General features: G+C 39.2%; 19 protein-coding genes, 3 tRNA genes and 1 pseudogene. 14 read left to right on the forward strand and 9 right to left on the reverse strand.

The genetic code is table 11. The annotated features are described in order from the left end of the window. Nucleotides 1–69 precede the first annotated feature (69 nt). The 5 genes and pseudogenes from G6069_RS06590 to pseC form a co-directional block, all read left to right on the forward strand. Nucleotides 70–516 (forward strand): annotated as a pseudogene (locus tag G6069_RS06590) (SAM-dependent methyltransferase); the annotation flags it as partial. Further along, nucleotides 516–824, forward strand: a complete 309-nt coding sequence (locus G6069_RS08130) for a hypothetical protein (RefSeq protein ID WP_011550087.1) — start codon at nucleotides 516–518, stop codon at nucleotides 822–824. The pseudogene G6069_RS06590 and the gene G6069_RS08130, both read left to right, overlap by 1 nt. Nucleotides 825–858: 34 nt before the next feature. Continuing rightward, nucleotides 859–1,065 (forward strand): type II restriction endonuclease, encoded by a 207-nt coding sequence (locus tag G6069_RS08135; protein ID WP_331459023.1) that lies wholly within the window; start codon nucleotides 859–861, stop codon nucleotides 1,063–1,065. 91 nt (nucleotides 1,066–1,156) lie between these two features. After that, nucleotides 1,157–1,771 carry a Laminin subunit alpha-2 precursor gene (locus tag G6069_RS06600; protein ID WP_197293770.1) on the forward strand — a complete coding sequence of 205 codons (615 nt, stop codon included), beginning with the start codon at nucleotides 1,157–1,159 and terminating at the stop codon, nucleotides 1,769–1,771. Next, nucleotides 1,768–2,904, forward strand: a complete 1,137-nt coding sequence (pseC, locus tag G6069_RS06605) for a UDP-4-amino-4,6-dideoxy-N-acetyl-beta-L-altrosamine transaminase (protein WP_197293771.1) — start codon at nucleotides 1,768–1,770, stop codon at nucleotides 2,902–2,904. The genes G6069_RS06600 and pseC overlap by 4 nt, the downstream gene beginning before the upstream one ends. Nucleotides 2,905–2,929: 25 nt before the next feature. Here the strand turns inward: pseC and G6069_RS06610 are convergent. Continuing rightward, nucleotides 2,930–3,014, reverse strand: a tRNA-Leu gene (locus tag G6069_RS06610). 200 nt (nucleotides 3,015–3,214) lie between these two features. Here G6069_RS06610 and G6069_RS06615 point away from each other — a divergent pair. Genes G6069_RS06615 through truA form a run of 4 tightly spaced genes read left to right on the forward strand, consistent with a single transcriptional unit; the run spans nucleotide 3,215 to nucleotide 6,657 of the window. After that, nucleotides 3,215–4,240 carry a ribonucleotide-diphosphate reductase subunit beta gene (locus G6069_RS06615; RefSeq protein WP_197293772.1) on the forward strand — a complete coding sequence of 342 codons (1,026 nt, stop codon included), beginning with the start codon at nucleotides 3,215–3,217 and terminating at the stop codon, nucleotides 4,238–4,240. Nucleotides 4,241–4,249: 9 nt separating this feature from the next. After that, a complete protein-coding gene (pcm, locus tag G6069_RS06620; protein ID WP_197293773.1) occupies nucleotides 4,250–4,879 on the forward strand; it encodes a protein-L-isoaspartate O-methyltransferase in 630 nt (209 codons plus the stop codon). A 10-nt stretch (nucleotides 4,880–4,889) separates the two neighbouring features. Next, complete coding sequence (locus G6069_RS06625; protein WP_197293774.1) at nucleotides 4,890–5,927, forward strand: LptF/LptG family permease; 1,038 nt, start codon at nucleotides 4,890–4,892, stop codon at nucleotides 5,925–5,927. Nucleotide 5,928: 1 nt separating this feature from the next. Next, nucleotides 5,929–6,657 carry a tRNA pseudouridine(38-40) synthase TruA gene (gene truA, locus G6069_RS06630; RefSeq protein ID WP_197293775.1) on the forward strand — a complete coding sequence of 243 codons (729 nt, stop codon included), beginning with the start codon at nucleotides 5,929–5,931 and terminating at the stop codon, nucleotides 6,655–6,657. On the opposite strand, the gene galE is transcribed toward truA, so the two are convergent. Beyond that, on the reverse strand, nucleotides 6,651–7,685 hold the full coding sequence (gene galE / locus G6069_RS06635) for a UDP-glucose 4-epimerase GalE (RefSeq protein ID WP_197293776.1): 1,035 nt from the start codon (nucleotides 7,683–7,685) through the stop codon (nucleotides 6,651–6,653). The two genes, truA and galE, sit on opposite strands and share 7 nt — an antisense overlap. Before the next feature lie 114 nt (nucleotides 7,686–7,799). Between galE and G6069_RS06640 the strand changes: the two genes are divergently transcribed. The 4 genes from G6069_RS06640 (at nucleotide 7,800) to G6069_RS06655 (ending at nucleotide 10,709) form a co-directional block, all read left to right on the forward strand. Then, a tRNA-Ile gene (locus G6069_RS06640) sits at nucleotides 7,800–7,876 on the forward strand. Nucleotides 7,877–7,891: 15 nt separating this feature from the next. Further along, nucleotides 7,892–7,967, forward strand: a tRNA-Ala gene (locus G6069_RS06645). Nucleotides 7,968–8,403: 436 nt separating this feature from the next. Beyond that, nucleotides 8,404–9,939 carry a hypothetical protein gene (locus G6069_RS06650; RefSeq protein WP_197293777.1) on the forward strand — a complete coding sequence of 512 codons (1,536 nt, stop codon included), beginning with the start codon at nucleotides 8,404–8,406 and terminating at the stop codon, nucleotides 9,937–9,939. A 17-nt stretch (nucleotides 9,940–9,956) separates the two neighbouring features. Next, nucleotides 9,957–10,709 carry an SDR family oxidoreductase gene (locus tag G6069_RS06655; protein ID WP_197293778.1) on the forward strand — a complete coding sequence of 251 codons (753 nt, stop codon included), beginning with the start codon at nucleotides 9,957–9,959 and terminating at the stop codon, nucleotides 10,707–10,709. Nucleotides 10,710–10,855: 146 nt separating this feature from the next. Here the strand turns inward: G6069_RS06655 and G6069_RS06660 are convergent, their stop codons facing one another. From G6069_RS06660 to G6069_RS06690, 7 genes are read right to left on the reverse strand one after another with little or no spacing between them, the layout of a single operon-like run. Further along, the gene (locus G6069_RS06660; protein WP_197293779.1) at nucleotides 10,856–11,614 is read right to left on the reverse strand and encodes a protein NO VEIN domain-containing protein; all 759 of its coding nucleotides are present in this window, start codon (nucleotides 11,612–11,614) and stop codon (nucleotides 10,856–10,858) included. 14 nt (nucleotides 11,615–11,628) lie between these two features. Then, a complete protein-coding gene (lepA, locus tag G6069_RS06665; protein WP_197293793.1) occupies nucleotides 11,629–13,419 on the reverse strand; it encodes a translation elongation factor 4 in 1,791 nt (596 codons plus the stop codon). Nucleotides 13,420–13,433: 14 nt separating this feature from the next. Then, nucleotides 13,434–15,284 (reverse strand): 1-deoxy-D-xylulose-5-phosphate synthase, encoded by a 1,851-nt coding sequence (gene dxs, locus G6069_RS06670; protein ID WP_197293780.1) that lies wholly within the window; start codon nucleotides 15,282–15,284, stop codon nucleotides 13,434–13,436. 2 nt (nucleotides 15,285–15,286) lie between these two features. Continuing rightward, complete coding sequence (gene fliH, locus G6069_RS06675; protein ID WP_197293781.1) at nucleotides 15,287–16,063, reverse strand: flagellar assembly protein FliH; 777 nt, start codon at nucleotides 16,061–16,063, stop codon at nucleotides 15,287–15,289. Continuing rightward, the gene (gene fliG, locus G6069_RS06680; protein WP_000201860.1) at nucleotides 16,050–17,081 is read right to left on the reverse strand and encodes a flagellar motor switch protein FliG; all 1,032 of its coding nucleotides are present in this window, start codon (nucleotides 17,079–17,081) and stop codon (nucleotides 16,050–16,052) included. The genes fliH and fliG overlap by 14 nt, the downstream gene beginning before the upstream one ends. A gap of 18 nt (nucleotides 17,082–17,099) precedes the next feature. After that, nucleotides 17,100–18,803, reverse strand: coding sequence for a flagellar basal-body MS-ring/collar protein FliF (gene fliF / locus G6069_RS06685; RefSeq protein WP_197293782.1), 1,704 nt, complete (start codon nucleotides 18,801–18,803; stop codon nucleotides 17,100–17,102). Nucleotides 18,804–18,846: 43 nt separating this feature from the next. Further along, a complete protein-coding gene (locus G6069_RS06690; protein WP_197293783.1) occupies nucleotides 18,847–19,509 on the reverse strand; it encodes a phosphatase PAP2 family protein in 663 nt (220 codons plus the stop codon). 257 nt (nucleotides 19,510–19,766) lie between these two features. Here G6069_RS06690 and pyrG point away from each other — a divergent pair, with 257 nt between their 5' ends. Beyond that, nucleotides 19,767–21,383, forward strand: a complete 1,617-nt coding sequence (gene pyrG / locus G6069_RS06695; protein ID WP_197293784.1) for a glutamine hydrolyzing CTP synthase — start codon at nucleotides 19,767–19,769, stop codon at nucleotides 21,381–21,383. The last annotated feature ends 7 nt before the right edge of the window (nucleotides 21,384–21,390 follow it).

Raw genomic sequence — 21,390 nt, forward strand, 5'->3', positions numbered from 1 at the left:
TATAGTTCCTAGCGGAACTAAAGCATTCATCCCAAACACTAAAGATATTTGGGATTTCTGCTTGGGTGGTTTAGAAATAAAGAAGTGGATGTGCATTGCGTGTTTCAAATTTGGAGCAAAAAGCATCAAAACAAAAAAAGTGAATTTTCTTGGTATAAGAATCGCCATAAAGAACCCTTTAGCGAATATATCAAGGTTTTCACGGTTTCATTAGCTAAAAACAGAGAATGCGGTAAAGAGTGGATTTTTAATCAAAAAGCATCCTTTTACATTTCATCAACTTTTTATAAAAGCACACAAATTGTAGAGAACTTTGAGGAAGTTAAGTATCAATCTGGTATTGCTGTGGTATTTACTAGCGCTGACAAGGTTTTAAACGCTAAATTAAAAAAACTATTCCAAGAAATTGATTGGACAAAATACGCAAGTTTAGCGACTAATTCTTGCTATCATTTAGGCAAAAGTCATATCTTTCAAGCCTTATATGATCGTTTGGATAGCTTAAAGGGTAATTGATGGATTTAGAACAAACTTTTTTAAAAATTATTGAAAAAAAACATGAAGAATTGAATTTAGGGCAAGATTACAACGCTATTTTTTCAAAAATTAGAGATTTTGAAGCCAACGCTATAGGGCAGATTGGCGAAGAGTTTTTAAAAAGCGTGCTTAACGCTATAGATGGAGTGATCAATGATGGCATTATTCATGATGAATACGATATTATGACAAAAAGCGGTGTGTCTTTTGAAGTCAAAACCGCACGAAAAGGCAGAACTAACAACACTTTTTTGGTTCAATGGTATAAACCCACGATACAACTATGATTTTTTGATTTGCTTAGGAGTGTGCGAAGACCAATTGCTTTATAGAGTTTTTAAAAAAGATGAAATCCATTACATTCATAAAGAAAGAAAATACTTTATGAAACAAAATGAGTTCAAAAAGCAATTGGTGCCAATGAATCCTGATAATCAAGTCAATGATAAGCTCACTCTCAATCTTAAAGAACTGAAAGAAATTACAAACCTCATCAAAGAGTTAGAAAGAATTTTAGAGTTAGATTAATATTTTTAGATAGAATTGAGTGGATCAAAATATTTTAGGAATAGAGTTTGCTTATCTTATCTTTAAGAAATAAAATGAAGTGGAGGATAGGATGTCTAAGATTTCAAATCATTATAACCCATCTTTGATGGTAAGGGATTACCATACTCAAAGGGTTGGTTCGCACACAAAAAATGGAGAAAAAGAAGAAAATAAGGAAATTCAAAATCTTTCAGAGAATGATGAAAAGATCAAATTGGCCAAACAAGCTAAGCAGGATAACCTAGCCATAGGGGATTTAGAAAGCCGTCTCAAAAGCTTAAAAGGCATGGATAAAGACGCTAAGGAATTGGTGGGGATTTCTAAATCTTACGCTCATAACAATGAAAAAGATCGAAGCGATTTTGAGCGTTTTAAAAGCCGTTTGGACAAAGCGATTGATTCTTTCAATCACAATTTGGATAATGGCGCGGCTAGTTTGAAACTCCCTAGCAATATTGATATTGATGACACGAAGGCTTTGGAGAAATTTTCAAAATCATTAGAAAGTGAAAAAGAAAGCATTCAAAACTCTTTGCACCAGTGGAAAAAACAGCTCGCTGAAACGAATCATTTGAACAAGGAATACAACACCTTAGATAAAACAAGATTGAACGCTCAAAAATTCCAAGATGTCCATGACACAAGCAAGATCACCCCATCTCGCTTGCAAGACTTGCTCGCTTGAAAGAGTTTGCTTATAGCGAGCCTTGTTTAGACGAAGAAGATAAAAAGGCTGTTTTAGAAGTTTTAAATTCCAAACAACTCACGCAGGGCAAATATTCTCTCTTATTTGAAGAAGCTTTATGCGAGTTTTTGGGCGTTAAGCATGCGTTAGCGTTTAACAGCGCGACTTCAGCCCTTTTAACGCTCTATAGGAATTTTAGCGGATTTAGTGCTGATTGCAATGAAATAATCACCACCCCTATAAGCTTTGTAGCGACGGCTAACATGCTCTTAGAAAGCGGCTATAAACCCGTATTTGCCGAAGTTAAAAACGATGGCAATATAGATGAATTGGCCCTAGAAAAGCTTATTACTAAAAAAACCAAAGCCATAGTGAGCGTGGATTATGCCGGTAAAAGCGTGGAAATAGAAAGCATTCAAAGGCTTTGTAAAAAGCATTCTTTGAGTTTTCTTTCTGACAGCTCGCATGCTCTAGGAAGCGAGTATCACCATAAAAAAGTAGGAGGTTTTGCGTTAGCGAGCGTGTTTAGTTTCCATGCCATTAAGCCTATCACCACGGCTGAGGGGGGAGCGGTCGTTACTAACGATAGTGGATTGCATGAAAAAATGAAATCGTTTCGTTCTCATGGCATGATCAAAAAAGATTTTTTTGAAGGCGAAGTCAAAAGCGTAGGGTATAATTTCCGCTTGAATGAAATCCAAAGCGCTTTGGGTTTGAGCCAGCTTAAAAAAGCCCCCTTTTTAATGCAAAAAAGAGAAGAAATCGCTCTAATTTATGATGAGATTTTTAAAGATAACCCTTATTTCACCCCTTTACACCCCTTGTTAAAACACCAAAGCTCTAACCACCTTTACCCTATTTTAATGCGCCAAAAATTTTTTATATGCAAAAAACTCATTTTAGAAAATCTGCACAAGCTTGGCATTTTAGCCCAAGTGCATTACAAGCCCATTTACCAATACCAATTGTACCAACAGCTCTTCAATACAGCCCCATTGAAAAGCGCACAGGATTTTTATAGCGCTGAAATTTCCTTGCCTTGTCATGCGAATTTAGATCTAGAGAGCGTTCAAAACATCGCTCATGGCGTTTTAAAAACTTTTGAGGGTTTTAATAAAATAAGTTCCATTTAGGGCTTCAAATCTTAATCATTAAGAATGGTGCGGAAGAAAGGAATCGAACCTTCATGCCTTGCGGCGCTAGATCCTAAGTCTAGTGCGTCTACCAATTTCGCCACTTCCGCGCACCGCACGCCATCGCATGCACATAAGAGTAGAAAATAAAGAAGCAGTATTTTAGCTGTTTAATCCTTTAAAAATACTGAAAAATTGAAGTTTTTTATAAATTTGGAGTTTTTTCCGTCTTTTAGGGGGTTTTAAATTCTTTTAAGGTATTCTAACAAGACTATATTGTTAGATAGTTTTAAGGAAATTAAGGAACACAATGGAAGTTTCACGCAAGAAAATTTACAACCCCGATTCTACAGAAAGTGTGAATGAAAGAAAGATTTTTGGGGGTAATCCTACAAGCATGTTTGATTTGAATAAAATCAAGTATCAATGGGCGGATCATTTGTGGAAAACGATGCTCGCTAACACCTGGTTTGCTGAAGAAGTGAGCATGAACGATGACAAAAGGGATTATTTGAAATTGAACGCAGAAGAAAAGATCGGCTATGACAGAGCCTTAGCGCAACTCATTTTTATGGATAGCTTGCAAGCCAATAATTTGATTGATAATATCAATCCCTTTATCACTAGCCCCGAAATCAATTTGTGCTTGGTGCGTCAAGCTTATGAAGAAGCCCTACACAGCCATGCGTATGCGGTGATGGTGGAAAGCATAAGCGCGAATACTGAAGAAATTTATGACATGTGGCGTAACGATATGCAATTAAAAAGCAAGAATGACTATATCGCGCAGGTGTATATGGAATTAGCCAAAAACCCCACAGAAGAAAACATCCTCAAAGCGCTTTTTGCTAACCAAATTTTAGAGGGGATTTATTTTTATAGCGGGTTTAGCTATTTTTACACGCTGGCTAGGAGCGGTAAGATGCTAGGATCAGCGCAAATGATTCGTTTTATCCAAAGAGATGAGGTAACGCATTTGATTTTATTCCAAAACATGATCAACGCTTTAAGGAATGAAAGAGCGGATCTATTCACGCCGCAATTGATTAATGAAGTCATAGGAATGTTTAAAAAAGCGGTAGAAATTGAAGCTTTGTGGGGGGATTATATCACGCAAGGCAAGATTTTAGGGCTCACTTCAAGTTTGATTGAGCAATACATCCAGTTTTTAGCAGATAGCCGTTTGAGTAAGGTGGGTATCGCCAAAGTTTATGGTGTCCAACACCCCATTAAATGGGTAGAGAGCTTTTCAAGTTTCAATGAGCAACGCTCTAATTTCTTTGAGGCTAGGGTGAGCAATTACGCTAAAGGGAGCGTGAGTTTTGATGATTTTTAAGGGGCTTGTTTGAATAGTATCAAAAACCATTTGATGTGTGAAGAAATCCACAAGCGTTTCAATTTGCACCCCAAAGTGAGGAAGGCTATGGAGAGCATTGAAAGGGAAATTTTTGTGCCAGCCCCCTTTAAACACTTTGCCTACACTTTAAACGCGCTTTCTATGCAAGCGCAACAATACATTTCTTCGCCCCTAACCGTGGCCAAAATGACGCAATATTTAGAAATCGATCATGTGGATAGCGTGCTAGAAATTGGCTGCGGGAGCGGCTATCAAGCGGCGGTGCTGTCTCAAATTTTCAGGCGCGTTTTTAGCGTTGAAAGGATTGAAAGCTTGTATATAGAAGCGCGTTTGCGCCTTAAAAATCTCGGTTTAGACAACGTTCATGTCAAATTCGCTGATGGGAACAAGGGCTGGGATCAATACGCCCCCTATGATAGGATTTTATTCTCTGCTTGCGCTAAAAATATCCCCCAAGCGCTTATTGATCAGCTTGAAGAAGGCGGGATATTAGTTGCGCCCATTCAAGAAAACAACGAGCAAGTCATCAAACGCTTTGTGAAGCAAAATAACGCTTTGCGCGTCCAAAAAGTGTTAGAAAAATGCTCGTTTGTGCCTGTTGTAGATGGGGTGCAATAAAGATTAAGGCATGGTTAAACACTATCTTTTCATGGCGGTTTCGCAAGTCTTTTTCTCTTTCTTTTTAGTGCTGTTTTTTATCTCTTCTATCGTGCTATTAATCAGTATCGCAAGCGTAACGCTCGTGATTAAAGTGAGCTTTTTGGATCTAGTGCAACTCTTTTTGTATTCCTTGCCAGGAACCATTTTTTTTATTTTGCCGATCACTTTTTTTGCGGCTTGCGCTTTGGGGCTTTCAAGGCTTAGCTATGACCATGAATTGTTAGTGTTTTTCTCTTTAGGGGTTTCGCCTAAAACAATGACTAAAGCGTTTGTGCCTTTAAGTTTGTTAGTGAGCGCGATTTTATTGGTGTTTTCGCTTATTTTAATCCCCACTTCTAAGAGCGCTTATTACGGGTTTTTGCGTCAAAAAAAAGACAAGATTGATATTAACATAAGGGCCGGTGAATTCGGGCAAAAATTAGGCGATTGGCTCGTGTATGTGGATAAGGCTGAGAACAATTCCTATGATAATTTAGTGCTTTTTTCTAATAAAAGCCTTTCTCAAGAAAGCTTCATTCTAGCCCAAAAAGGCAATATCAACAATCAAAACGGCGTGTTTGAATTGAATTTATACAAAGGGCATGCGTATTTCACTCAAGGCGATAAAATGCGTAAAGTTGATTTTGAAGAATTGCATTTGCGCAACAAGCTCAAGTCTTTCAATTCTAATGATGCGGCTTATTTGCAAGGCACGGATTATTTGGGCTATTGGAAAAAAGCCTTTGGCAAAAACGCTAATAAAAATCAAAAACGCCGTTTTTCTCAAGCGATTTTAGTTTCCTTGTTCCCTTTAGCGAGCGTGTTTTTAATCCCCTTATTTGGCATCGCCAACCCGCGATTCAAAACGAATTGGAGTTATTTTTATGTCCTTGGAGCGGTTGGGGTTTATTTTTTAATGGTGCATGTGATTTCTACGGATTTGTTTTTGATGACCTTTTTCTTCCCCTTTATTTGGGTGTTTGGCTCTTATTTGTTGTTTAGAAAATTCATTTTAAAGCGTTATTAAAATGCGTTGCTTTAAAGCCATTGTGGCTTATGATGGGGCGTATTTTTTAGGCTATGCCAAACAGCCCAACAAACTTGGCGTGCAAGACAAAATAGAAAGCGCTTTAAATACGCTAGGGATTAAAAGCGTTGTGGTTGCGGCCGGGCGCACGGATAAAGGCGTGCATGCGAACAACCAAGTGCTGTCTTTTCACGCTCCAAAACACTGGAATGCCGCTAAATTATTTCATTATCTAGCCCCCAAACTCGCCCCGCATATTGTCTTAAAAAAACTAGAAGAAAAAAACTTCCATGCGCGTTTTGACGCTCAAAAAAGAGCGTATCGTTACCTTTTGACGAAGAATTTAAAAACGCCTTTTTTAGCGCCTTATATCGCTTGCGGAGATTATGGCTCACTAGATGCGCTAAACATTGCTTTAAAGCAATTTATAGGCAAGCATGATTTTTCCATGTTTAAAAAAGAAGGCGGCGCTACAACCAACCCTAATCGCATCATTTTTAACGCTTTGGCTTATAAAACCTTTATCATGGGGCATGAGTGCGTGGTGTTTAAAATCATTGGCGATGCGTTTTTACGCTCTAGTGTGCGTTTGATCATTCAAGCATGCGTTCAATATTCCTTAAAAAAAATCACGCTCGCTGAAATTCAAGCGCAAATCCATAACCTCAAAGCCACTATAAGAACGCCCATAATGGCTAATGGCTTGTATTTGCACAGGGTGTATTATTGAAATCTTAAAAGGTGTTCTTCCCAATCTAGAGCACTTTTGATAATGGTGTCTAGGTTGTTATAAAGGGGTTTGAAAGGGGTGTTTTGTAAGATTTTAGAATTATTAGCAATAAGGCTTGCTGGATCGCCCTGTCGTTTGTCTAAAATTTCCACTAAAAAATCCTTATTTGAGATTTCTTTAACCTTTTCTATCACTTCTTTCACGCTATGGCCTTGATTGTAGCCGACATTATAGATCTCGCTCTTATTTTTTTCTAAAAGAGTGTGATAGCTCGCTAAATGCGCGTTAGCCAAATCATCTACATGGATATAATCCCTAATACAAGTGCCATCTCTTGTGGGGTAATTGGTGCCAAAAATCCCCATTTTTTTTCTTTTCCCCACCGCGCATTCGCATGCGATTTTGATTAAATGCGTGGCGTTGAGCGTGCGCTGACCTAGCGTGTAAGGCGTGGTATAATCATTGCGCATGCATGCCCCAGCCACATTGAAATAGCGCAAAATAACGCATTTAAAATCCGCTATTTTAGAAGTGTCCAACAAAATCCTTTCGCTCATCATTTTAGACGCTCCATAAGGATTAATGGGGTTTAAGGGGCTTTCTTCATTCAAGCTTGAACTAGATTCGCCATAAACCACGGCCGTAGAAGAAAAAATAAAACGCTTGATTGCATGCTTTAAGCAAAGTTTGACAAGCTCTAAAGTGTTGAGCGTGTTGTTGGTGTAGTATTCTAAAGGCAAGCGCGTGGATTCTTCTACTGAGATTTTAGCCCCAAAGTGCAAGACAGCTTCAATAGGATCTTTTAGCTGTTGCTTATTCAAAAATACATCTAATTTGTGGGTTTCATTCAAATTCGCTTGAATAAAAGTAACCCTATTAGGGTAGTAACGCTCTAACGCTTTGATATGCTCTAAAAAACCGGTGCTTAAGTCATCTACAATAATGATGTTTTCTTTGGTTTTTTCTAAAAACGCCCTTGCGGTATGCGAGCCTATATACCCGCACGCCCCTGTGAATAATAATGCCATAAAACCCCTTTTAAAATGAAAAAATAACAACTATTATAACATCTTAATCCCATTTATCATTTAAGGATTTTTTAAGAAAGTTTAACCTATAATTTCATCTTTATTGGCTTTAAAGGGCTTATAGCTCAGGTGGTTAGAGCGCACCCCTGATAAGGGTGAGGTCGGAGGTTCAACTCCTCCTAAGCCCACCATTTTTTACAATCTTTGGGGAATTAGCTCAGCTGGGAGAGCGCCTGCTTTGCACGCAGGAGGTCAGCGGTTCGATCCCGCTATTCTCCACCATTGTTTTTCTCCTTAAATTTTTTTCTTTTTATCCATCATGTTTGGTTGAGAAAGTCCTAAACGATTGGATCGTCCTTGTTTAACGCTACAAGTCTTTTAACTTAAAACTCCTTGATAAAAGATTAAATTGAGATTTTTTGTTTGCTTTGTTCTTTAAATGGCACAAAATCTCTTTTGCTTTATAACTTTTCGCTTTCTGGCTTGGTGGCTTTATCGGCTTATATTTGCTCTAAGGAGCTTAAATTTTTAGGGTTTTTGGTATAACATTTCTCACTGGCATCAAGGGTCAAAATATAGACTGGCACCCTTAAAATCTATAAAACCTATCGCTATAAAAATTTTTATTACCGCTCGTTAAGGCTTTATAAAAAATGTTAGAAACCCTTACAAAACAAGCTAATATATTCTATTCAATTTATTTCAAGGACAAACAAACATGAAAAAATTTCTTTATACCATACTCGCGCTTCTTTTAATCGGCCTTTTAACGGCCTATCTTATCCTTTTTACAGAATGGGGGAATAAAATCATCGCTTCGTATATAGAGAAAAAAATCAACCCGAACGAGCGTTATTTGAGCGTTAAAACCTTTAAATTGAGATTCAACTCTTTGGATTTTAAAGCTCAAGCCAACGACGATTCCACGCTCATTCTTAAGGGGGATTTTTCACTTTTAACGCAAAGCGTAAATTTGGATTACCATATAGATATTAAAAATTTACGCTCTTTCAAGGATTTGATACCCTACCCTTTAAGGGGGGCTATTGTTACTTCTGGGAACATTAAAGGGCATAGAAAAGCCCTTGTGATTCAAGGCGTCTCTAATGCGGCTCAATCCCACACTGCCTACAACGCCCTTTTAGATGATTTCAAGCTTTCTCACTTAAGTTTGAACGCAAAAGACGCCAATTTAGAAGCTTTGCTTTATTTAATCAACCGCCCCGCTTATGCGAACGCAAAAGTGTCCTTACAAGCGGATTTTAACTCTCTAAAGCCCTTAGAAGGGCATTTGATCCTAACAGCTAATAACGCTTTAATCAATAACGCCCTAATCAATCAAATCTTTCATTTAAACCTTAAAGACACGCTCGTTTTCAACCTCTCGCACTCAAGCGATTTTAAAGAAAACAAAGCCATCAGCGATACCACCCTAACTAGCCCTTTAGTTAATTTCACAGCCCTAAAAAGCGAATATTCTTTCCCTACTTTAAAACTCAACGCCCCCTACACTTTAGAAATACCCCATCTAGCCAAACTCCAAAACATGATCAACCACCCCCTAAAAGGGAGCTTGACTTTAAAAGGTGCTATAGAGCAAAGCCCCAAACTCTTAAAAGTCAATGGCCATTCAAATTTACTAGACGGTGCGCTAGACTTCACGCTTTTAAATAAAGATTTGAAAGCCCGTTTTTCCAATATTTCCACTTTAAAAGCCTTAGATTTATTCCATTACCCCAAGTTTTTCCAATCCATTGCAGACGCTAACTTGGATTATGACCTTAGCGCCAAGCAAGGCGTATTGAAAGCCCGCCTAAAAAACGCAAGATTCCTCAAAAATGCATTCAGCGATTTCCTCTACTCCATTTCTAAATTTGATATTACTAAAGAAATCTATAACGATGCCAATCTAGTAAGCCAAATCAACCAGCAACGCCTGCTCTCTGATTTGAGTTTAAAAAGCCCCAAAACCCAATTGAAAATCCATAACGGCTTGTTGGATTTAAGCACCAAACAAATGGACATGCTCATGGATGCGGAGATTTTAAAATTCATTTTTAAAATGAAACTTCAAGGCAGCATGCACCAGCCAAAATTTTCCCTCATTTTAAACGAAAAAGCCATCCAACAAAACCTGCAACAAGGCTTGAAAGAAATCTTAAAAAATGACACCCTTAAAAAAGGTTTAGATCATTTGCTTAAAGATGATAAGCTCAAAGAAAAGCTTGAAAAAGGGCTTAAGGGGCTTTTTTAAAATTTTAAAGGATAGAAATGGCGCACATTTTAGTTAGCGGAGCGACTTCAGGGTTTGGGCTAGAAATCGCTAAAGCGTTTTTACAAAAAAGCCATGTGGTTTTTGGCACAGGGAGGCGAAAAGAGAATTTGCAAGAATTGCAGCTCGCTTATCCCAAGCGTTTCATTCCCCTGTGTTTTGATCTTCAAAAAAAGCTTGAAACTAAGCGAGCGATAGAGACTATTTTCTCCATGACGGATCGCATTGACGCTTTAATCAATAACGCCGGCTTAGCGCTAGGCTTAAACAAGGCTTATGAATGCGAGCTAGACGATTGGGAAATCATGATAGATACGAATATCAAGGGGTTGTTGCATCTCACCCGCTTGATCTTGCCCTCTATGATAGAGCATGACCATGGGACTATCATCAATCTTGGCTCTATCGCTGGCACTTACCCCTATCCCGGTGGGAATGTCTATGGAGCGAGCAAGGCGTTTGTGAAACAATTTTCTTTAAATTTGCGAGCGGATTTGGCTGGCACTAACATCAGAGTGAGTAATGTTGAACCCGGTTTGTGCGGCGAAACCGAATTCAGCATGGTGCGTTTTAAAGGCGATAAAATAAAAGCCCAATCCGTCTATGAAAACACCCTTTACCTCAAGCCACAAGATATTGCTAACATTGTGCTATGGATTTACGAACAACCCTCGCATGTCAATATCAACCGCATAGAAATCATGCCCGTAAGCCAAACTTTCGCTCCCCTACCCACCCATAAAAACCCTTAAGGGGTTTTAAATAAACTTAACTTCAACAACTCTTTAATTTTCAAAAAATAGGGGATTTTGGTTATTTTATTTTAAAACTCTTCATTATATCTAAATTTCCAACCACTGCTATTAATTAGATTAAATGAACCCCACCTTTAATATAGTTATTTTATTTGCCCTATTAAGTGGTATTCTAAAATGCTTTTTTGCTTCCTCTCGCATGCCTTAAATTCTAAATGCTTTAAGGGGTTAGCGATAGATAAAAGATAGGGTTTTTCACTCAAATTCAATACCACTACAAGTACATAATCATGACTATACGCTTGCGCTTGCTCGTATTCTTTTTGGGTCAACCTCAATGTCCCTTGCTTTTCTCTAATCCCCTTAACTTCCACTAAAAACGCCTGCTTGTTGGTTTGAATATAGAAGTCATACCCATCGCCAAAAAGACGCATGTCTTTTAAATGCCCACAAGAGAATATTTTGATGTTTTTATAGTGGTTTAAGAAATACAATTCGGCTTCCAAACCTGTTTCTTGCATGCTTTTATAGCGGGTTTTGAGGTAAGCGTTAGGGGTAACGCCTAAATCTTTGACGCCGTATTGTTCTTGCAAAAACCATTTCACAATATGGCTAAAACCCTTAACGCTTTCATTTCCAAACAAACTATCAATCCATAATTTTCTATGGATATAGGCATCGCCTTTTTGCCACCAGCCTTTGCGTTTGTTAGGAAAAAAATAATCAAATAAATCCATGCGATTTTTGATAACGCCAGTCGTTTCAGCCAAGCCGATTTGGACGCAATATTCAAAAAAAGCATTTTTAGTAGAAAAACCAAATTCTTTAATAAAGTCATTATCAAATTTTGCCAAAGCATAGCCTATGAGATTTAAAATTTCATAGTTCTTGTGTTTTGCCATAGAAGCTAAATCGCCTAATCAATCTTTAATATCGCTAAAAACGCTTCTTGGGGAAGTTCCACTTTACCGATAGCTTTCATGCGTTTCTTACCCTCTTTTTGCTTTTCTAAGAGTTTTCTTTTTCGTGTAATATCGCCCCCATAGCACTTAGCCGTTACATTCTTACCGACAGATTTAATCGTCTCTCTAGCGATGATTTTATTCCCCACGCTCGCTTGGATAGCGACTTCAAAAAGCTGTCTTGGGATAAGCTCTTTCATCGTTTCCACTAAAGCGTGCCCCTTTTCATACGCCTTATTTTTATCTATAATGATAGAAAGCGCATCCACCACATCGCCTGCCACCCTCACGTCTAATTTCACCAAGTTAGCCTCTCTGTTTTCTATAGGCTCATAATCAAAGCTCGCATACCCTTTCGTGCAAGATTTGAGCTTGTCGTAAAAATCCATCACAATTTCATTGCTGGGCAAGGAATAAGTGAGCATGACACGAGACTGGTTCAAATATTCCATTTTTTCTTGAATGCCTCTTTTATTGTTCAATAACTGCATCAAATTACCCAAAAATTCGCTCGGCGTGATGATCGTCGCCCTCACAAAAGGCTCTTTGATGCAAGCGATATGGTTTTCAGGGGGCAATTCGCTAGGGTTTTGGACATATTTGATGCTATTATCGGTTAAATGCACTTCATACACCACCGTGGGAGCGGTAGCGATTAAGTTAAGGCCAAATTCTCTCTCCAGCCTTTCTTTGATCACTTCCATGTGCAATAGCCCTAAAAAGCCCACCCTAAAGCCAAAGCCAAGCGCCACGGAGCTTTCAGGCTCAAAATTCAAAGCGCAATCGTTAAGCTGGAGCTTCAATAACGCTTCTCTTAAATCTTCAAACCGGTCCGTTTCTATAGGGTAAAGCCCCGCAAAAACAAAGGGTTTGGCCGGCATAAAGCCTTCAATGGGTTTAGGGGTAGGGTTTTTAGCGTCTGTGAGCGTATCGCCCACCGCAATATCAGTAACGCTTTTTAGCCCCAAACTCACAATGCCAATCTCACCGCATTCTAAACTCTTGGTGGGGATTTTTTTCAAAGGGTTGGGGTAGTATAGCCCTAAAACGCCATGTTTTTTACCCGTCCCCATCACTAAAATTTCTTGCTCTGTGTTGATGCTCCCATCCATGATACGCACCAGCGCTAGCGCCCCTAAATAATTGTCAAACCATGAATCGTAAATGAGCGCTTTTAAAGGAGCGTTAGGATCACCGCCAGGGGCAGGAATGGTCGTAATGATCTTTTCTAACAAATCTTTAATGCCAAGCTTAGCTTTAGCGCTCACTTCATTAGCGTTAGAGCAATCAATCCCTATCGTGTCTTCTATATCCTGTTTGACTTCTAAAACATTCGCATTCGGCAAATCAATTTTATTAATCACCGGTAAAATCTCTAAATTGTTATCTAAAGCGATGTAAGTGTTGGCAATGGTTTGCGCTTCCACGCCTTGAGTGGCATCCACCACCAATAACGCCCCTTCACACGAACACAAAGAGCGCGACACTTCATAGCTAAAATCCACATGCCCTGGGGTGTCAATGAGGTTTAAAACATAATCCTCCCCCTTAAAAGTGTAATTCAGGCGCACGCTTTGAGCCTTAATCGTAATGCCCCTTTCTTTTTCAATATCCATCGTGTCCATCACTTGGCTCTTCATCTCTCTGTTACTGATAGCGTTGCATTCAGAAATCAAACAATCCGCTAAAGTGCTTTTACCATGGTCAATGTGAGCGATAATGGAAAAATTGCGGATATTTTTCATTGGCGCTTTTGTTTTCATCTCTCTTGTCCTAAATCTTTTAAAATAGCGTCAGTCAAACTCTCTGTGTCTAAGCCTAAGGATTTTTCCACTAAAGCGGTGTTCCCATGCATGATAAATTCATCCATGATTTCAAAGCTTTTAACAGGCTTTAAAATATTTTGTTCGCTCAAAAACTCTAAAATCGTGCTAGCCACCCCCCCAAGCTTGTAATTATCGCTAAAAACATAGAGCTTTTGATAAGGAGCAATGATTGCGCTTAAATTTGGATCTAAGGGCTTTAAAAACCTGAGATCCAAAAGCGCGCATTCTATGTTTTTTTCTTTTAAAGCCAGTTGGACCAAATGCGCCCGCCCCACGCCATTACCATAGCCTATGAGTAAAATTTCGCCCTCTTTTTTCAACAATTCACTTTGCCCCAAAACAAAACTGCTAGGCTCAAAAACCCCCTCTTTTAGTGCAAACGACCCCCTAGGGTAGCGGAACGCGCAAGGGCTTGAATCATGCTCATTAGCAAAATACACGGCGTTTTTTAAAGTTTCATTGTCTCGTGGGGCAAAAATGACCATGTTAGGGATAGAGCGCAAATACGACACGTCTAAAAGCCCTTGGTGCGTCTCGCCATCTTCGCCCACGATCCCGGCCCTGTCAATGGCTAATTTAATCGGTAGGCTAGAAATACAAGCGTCATGCACAATAGAATCATAAGCCCTTTGCAAAAAAGTAGAATAGATGCTCACAAAAGGTTTAAACCCCTCTTTAGCCATAGCGCTGCTAGAAGTTAATGCGTGTTGTTCAGCGATAGCGACATCAAAAAAGCGCAAAGGGTAAGCGTCAATGAGTTTGTCTAACCCTGTGCCGCTAGGCATCGCAGCGGTTACGCCTACGATTTTTTCATCTTTTTTGGCTAATTCTAAAAGGGTGTTAGAATACGCTTCAGTGGGCGATAAAGTCGCGCTTTTGGATTTTTTAGACAAGCCGGTATCCAAATCAAAAGGCCCCACCCCATGCCATTTTTCATAGCGCCCTTCAGCGATCTTATAGCCTTTGCCTTTTAAGGTTTGCGCATGAATTAGCACCGGCTCTTTAAGCTCTTTGGCTAATTTTAAGGTTTCAATAATCGCGCTCAAATCATGCCCATTAATAGGCCCTATATAGTTAATGCCTAGTTCTTCAAAAAACACGCCCGGGGTGATGAGTTTGAAAGATTCTTCAAAACGGCTCGCTAAGTAATTCACGCTTTCAGGTAAGGTGCTTAAGATTTTTTTAACTTTAGAGCGGAAAGACTGATAAAACGGGCCTTTCATCAGCTGGCTAAGGGCTTTAGACAAAGCTCCAATAGGCGTGCTGATACTCATTTCATTATCGTTCAAAATCATGATCATGGGGTATTTCCTATCGCCCAGTTCGTTTAAGGCTTCATAAAAAATCCCTGCGCTAATACTCCCATCGCCTAATAAAGCGATAGGCATGCCTAACGCTTGTTTCAAACAAAAAGCTTTAGCCACCCCCACGCCTATAGACACCGAAGTGGAGCTATGCCCGGCAATGAAATAATCGTATGCGCTCTCGCTGGGTTTAGTAAAGCCGCTCAAACCCTTGAATTGCCTTAAAGTGCTAAAGCTTTCAAAGCGCCCGGTTAAAAGCTTGTGGGCGTAAGCTTGGTGCGAAGTGTCAAAAATGAAAGGGTTTTTTTGGCAATCAAATAAGGCATGCATGCCCACAATCAGCTCCACAGCCCCTAAAGAAGAGCTTAAATGCCCCCCATTAGCGCTCACCACTTCTAAAATACGATTCCTTAGCGTTTGACACACCAACTCCAAGCTTGCAATATCGTTAGGGTTTAAATCAAAAGTTTTATTTTGCAAAATCACACCTTAAAATTTTCCAACACGCTTTCTTTGAGCGTTTTAAAGCGCTCCATTAAATTCCCATCAAGGCTCCCGTTAGAGCTAGTGATCATAACGCCTCCTTTAGAAATAGCCTCATTGCTCTCTAATTTGATTTTAGAAGTATTTTGCAAACGCTCGTTTAAATAAGGGTAATCCAAGGGATTGACTTTTAGATGAATATCCGTTGCGTCTAAAACATTTTTTAAAAGCTCTTCAGCTAAAGCGAGGGCTACTTTTTGGCTGTTGTCTTCCACTTCTTTAAGGATCACTTCTTTAGCTATATCTATCGCAATCGTGCTCAACTCCTTTTCTAAAGCCATTAAATGATTTTCTGAGCTTTTCATTTTTTCATCTAAAGCGGTGATCGCATGCAAAAGCTGGTTTTTTTCTTCATTCACGCTGTGGGTGAGTTCGTTACGCATTTTTTCTTCGCCCTCTTTAAAGCCGATTTTATAGCCGTCGTTTTTAGCGTTTTCAATCAAAGCTTTGCTCTCTTCTTGAGCTTTTTCAAATTGCATTTGCAATTTCACTAAATGGCTTGAAAGCTCATCGGTTTTTTTCAATAAGCAATCAATCAAATCGTTTTCTATCGCTTTTTTTTCCAAAGGCTCTTCTGGGTTAGGCGTTTCTAAAGACGCGCCATTAGGATTAATTTTAGGGGGTAAGTTTGCCATGCTTTTAAATTCGTATTTTTGAATGTCATGCTTATTCAAATGATCTTTTTGGATCAAGTTTTTACGGCTATTCAATGACATCTTCCTCTTCACCGGTTTGGATCACGCCTTTTTCTTGCAAGCTCTGCACGATTTCAATGATTTTCCTTTGGGCCACATCCACATCTTTGATTTTGACCGCCCCAAGATACTGCATTTCTTCTACAAACTGCTCTGCAGCCCTGCTGCTCATGTTGTTTAAGAATTTATCGGTTAAATCTTTCGTGGAAGTTTTTAAGGCTAAAGACAAGTCTTTTTTATCCGCTACTTTCAAAATCTCTCTGATAGCGAAATTGTCTAGTTTGGATATGTCTTCAAAAGTGAACATCATCTCTTTAATCGCACCGGCGAGCTTGTTATCCACGCTTTCAATGCGAGCGAGCGTGGTTTTAGCGCTCTTTTGGCCTAGGCGGTTAAAGATTTCAGCCACCGCTCTTAAGCCACCCACTTCAATTTTATAGCTGGTGAGCGATTCTAGTTTGTTTTCTAACACCGTGGAAACCCTTTTAACCACTTGGGGCGATATTTCGCCTAAATTCGCCATTCTAATAGAAATCTCAGCTTTCATTTCATCAGGGAAATAGCTCAAAGTCTCAGCCGCATTAGGGGCTTCCATGTGGGCTAAAATCAAGGCAATGGTTTGAGGGTGTTCGTTAATGATGAAATCAGCGAGTTGTTGGGGCTTGATTTTGCCTAAATAAGCGAAGTTTTTTTGCGTTTGCAAACTTTTAGTGAGTTTATCCATCACTTTTCTGGCTTCTTCGCTCCCTAAAGTCCTGGTTAAAAGCTCTCTAGCGTATTCTAAACCGCCGGTATTGATGTATTGGTTAGACTGAAAAATCGCAAAAAATTCCTCTAAAACCGCCGCGCCGATTTGCTTGTCTGTGCCGTTTAATTGCACGATTTGCTTAGAAATCTCTGTAATAGAGTCAATATCTAAATGCCTTAAAATCTCGCCTGTGGTGTCTTCGCCCACTTGAATGAGTAAAATAGCGATCTTTTCACTCATGGAAAGTTCGTCTAATTGAGCCTTTTGTTTGGGGGTAAGCTTGGTTGCCATTTTTAACCTTTTATCTTTTTAGCCTTTCGCGCTGTCTGAAGAAATTTCATCTTTGATTAGGAGTTTAAAGAGCATTGCGATTTCATCAGGGCGCTCTTTAAGGGTCCCTCTAATCTTTTCTAAGACAATTTCATATCTTACTTCTTCTTCGCTAAAGGTTGCATTAAGCCCTAATTGATCTTCTACTTTTTTTCTCAAATCGCCCAGTTTGTTCAATTCATCTTCTTCTTCATCCATTTCTTCAAACATGGATTTCACTTCCTTATCTTCATCAGGCACCACTTCTAGCATGCGTTCGCTGAAAGGCACAATCACTTTTTTATAGAAAATAAATAGCACTATAAACACCAAAATATACTTGATTAAAGGCGTGAATGAGCCTAAGATTTTTTGAGTCTTATGCATGATTTTTTCGCTCAAAGTGGCGTTATCAAGCATGGGTGCCATAGGGTTAAACTCAAAATTGCTCACCGCCACATCATCGCCTCTATTTTGATTATAGCCAATGGCTTGTTTCACCAGAGCGTTGATTTTTTTAAGCGATTCATCGCTCAAAGGCTCGTATTCTAAAGTATTCGCCCCGTCTTTAAGCGCGATTTTATACTTGCCATCCACCACAACCGCCGCATTCAAACGCACTAAAGTGCCAAACTCGCCCTTAATCTCGCTAATGGTTTTACCCACTTCATAATTGGTCGTGTTTTGAGACTTTTCGTATTTTTCTGGCTCTTTATTGTCTTTCAATCCTTGCACAGGCCCGATATTGCTCACAACCCCCGGCACGCCGCCGACTTGTTTTTTAGGAGCGCCTTCTTTTTTTTCTTCTAAATTTTGCTCGCTCCTTACAACATTATTGGGATCAAAAGTCTCTTTAGTGCTTTTCTTTTGGCTGAAATCAAACTCCGCATTGACCCTTGCGACCACCTTGTTTTTACCCCCCACAATAGGGGCTAAGATATTGACGATCTTATTTTCTAAAATGTTTTCAAAATTTTGTTTGTAATGCAACTGCTCTAGGGCTAATTCTTTGGAGTTTTCTAGTATATCGCCCTCGCCTATTGATTCGCCGTTTTCATTCACGATTTTCACATTTTCTATCGTGAGTTTAGGCACAGCTGCAGCGATTAAATTTTTAATCCCTAAAATTTGAGTGGGTGAAAGCTTCATGTCAGGCTTGAGTTTGAGCATCACCGAAGCGCTAGGAGGGACTTCTTTAGCCACAAACACGCTGTCTTTAGGGATTGCAATATGCACATTGGCTTTCAAAATGGGGTTTAAACTTTCAATCGTGCGCGACAATTCCCCCTCAATGGCGCGAATGAGTTTGATATTTTGATCAAAATCAGTCGCCCCAAAGTCTTTAGTGTCAAAGATTTCAAAACCCACTTTACTCGTTTTAGGGATCCCTTGAGAAGCCAGAGTGATCCTTTCTTCATACACTTTATCTCTAGGGATAAGAATGGTGTCGTCTTTGGAGACTTTATAAGGGATTTGGTTTTGCTGGAGGTGCTGTAAGATTAAAGCGTTATCGCTAGAGTCTAAGCCTTCAAATAAAACCCCATAACCCCCTTGCGTGTAGTTTTTTTCTTTAAAGGGATAGAGCAACAAAAACACGAGCAAAGCCGTGATTAAAACCCCAGCTGCAATCAGGGCGATTTTTTGCTTTTTATTGAGCTTGATGAAAAAATCAACAATCCGTTGCAATAATACCTTTAAATCCAATATTAAAACCTTGATAAAATTTTCATTCTTTTAAGCCGTTCGCTTAGATCTTTTGAAACACGCTCAAATAAATCCCTATGGAAAAACAAGCCCCTAACGCCCCTAGACAAAACCCTCCTAAAACGCTGCTAAAAGACACCCCTAAAACAATCAGCGCTAAGCCTATTAAAAGAATCAAACCAAATAAACTATAAGAAAGAATGTTTTGAAATATTTGATGCGTGATCAAATGGGGTATCAATAAAACAAGCAACCCATAAAAAAGGGTTAAAGAAAGCACAATAGCGCTAGGGAAATTAGCGCTGTGTGAAAGCCATTGAACAGAGTGCAAAAAAAGGTGTTTTAAAGATTCTAAAAGGGCTTCAAACAGAACCACGCTTAACACAAACCACACCCCAAGCGCTAAATTTCTGCGATAAAGGCTTAAAAACACCCCCACTAACAAACTCAAAGGCAACACGAATTGAGAAGAGCCTAAAAAAACAATGCGTTGGAGCGTTTGATCTAAAATAGGGCTAGAAGAATTTGAACGCATCAAGCTAAAAATGGCGTTATCCATTGAATTAGTATAATCAAAAAGAACCAAGCCAAAAATAAGGATAAAAAACGCGCTAAAAACGCCCCCTAAAAGAAAAAGGGTTTTAACTGGTAATAAAAAAAATGCTTTAGGTTGTGCAGAAACATTTTTGAAAGAATTTTCAGCCATTATTTAAAACCCTTTTAGTTAGTTCATTCAAACTTGATATTATACGCCAACGAACTTTAAAATTGCTCTTAAAAGTTTTTAAGACAATGAAGTTTAAACACATAAAAGCTTTTTATTCTAATCAAACCTAACTAATAAGAAACTGAAATTGTTTTTTTTTTTTTTGAAGTCGCTTTAATTTTTGCCCTCTTTTAAAGCTTTTTAACCCTTTTTAGACTACAATTTAAGAAGCAAAAATTAAAGGAACGCAATAACTTATGGATAGAGCCAAATTTATATTCGTTACAGGGGGCGTGTTAAGCTCTCTAGGGAAAGGGATTTCATCTTCTTCAATCGCTACGCTTTTACAGCATTGCAATTACCAGGTTTCTATTTTGAAGATTGACCCTTATATCAATATTGATCCAGGCACCATGAGCCCTTTAGAGCATGGGGAAGTGTTTGTGACTAGCGATGGCGCTGAAACGGATTTAGACATAGGGCATTATGAACGCTTTTTGAATAGGAATTTAACAAGGTTGAATAATTTCACTACCGGGCAGATTTTTTCAAGCGTGATAGAAAACGAAAGGAAAGGGGAATATTTAGGCAAAACCATTCAAATCGTCCCCCATGTAACCGATGAAATCAAAAGGCGCATTAAAAGCGCGGCTAAGGGGTTGGATTTTTTAATCGTGGAAGTGGGCGGAACCGTGGGCGATATGGAGGGCATGTTTTATTTGGAAGCGATCCGCCAGCTTAAACTGGAATTAGGGAATGAAAAAGTCATCAATGTGCATGTAACCCTGATCCCCTATATCCAAACCACTAACGAACTAAAAACCAAACCCACGCAACATTCCGTCCAGGAATTAAGGCGCCTTGGTGTAACCCCTCAAATCATTTTGGCGCGATCGCCTAAGCCTTTGGATAAAGAATTGAAAAAGAAAATCGCTTTGAGTTGCGATGTGGAGCAAGACAGCGTGATTGTGGCCACAGACACTAAAAGCATTTACGCATGCCCCATTCTTTTCTTGCAAGAAGGCATTTTAACCCCCATTGCCAGACGCTTTAACTTGAATAAATTGCACCCCAAAATGGCGGCTTGGAACACTTTAGTAGAAAAGATTATCGCTCCTAAACACAAAGTCAAAATTGGTTTTGTAGGCAAGTATTTAAGCTTAAAAGAATCTTATAAATCCTTGATTGAAGCCCTAATCCATGCGGGGGCGCATTTGGATACGCAAGTCAATATTGAATGGCTGGATAGCGAGAATTTTAATGAAAAGACTGATTTAGAGGGCGTTGATGCGATTTTAGTGCCGGGGGGCTTTGGAGAAAGGGGGATTGAGGGCAAAATTTGCGCCATTCAAAGGGCTAGGTTAGAAAAACTCCCCTTTTTAGGGATTTGTTTGGGCATGCAATTAGCGATCGTGGAATTTTGCCGCAATGTTTTGGGTTTAAAAGGGGCTAACTCTACGGAGTTTAACCAACGCTGCGAATACCCTGTGGTGTATTTGATTGAAGATTTTATGGATCAAAACCACCAAAAACAGGTGCGCACCTATAATTCGCCATTAGGAGGCACCATGCGATTAGGCGAATACGAATGCGAAATCTTGCCTAACAGCTTGCTAGAAAAAGCCTATAAAAAACCAAGCATTAAAGAAAGACACCGCCATCGTTATGAAATCAACCCCAAATACCGCCAAGAGTGGGAAAATAAGGGCTTGAAAGTGGTGGGTTTTGGGGCGAATCATTTGATTGAAGCGATTGAATTAGAAGATCACCCGTTCTTTGTGGGGGTGCAATTCCATCCGGAATTCACCTCTAGGTTGCAAAGCCCTAACCCTATTATTTTGGATTTCATTAAGAGCGCTCTTTCTAAATCCTAATCTAACA

Source organism: Helicobacter pylori, assembly GCF_017594925.1.
GTDB lineage: Bacteria > Campylobacterota > Campylobacteria > Campylobacterales > Helicobacteraceae > Helicobacter > Helicobacter pylori_DP.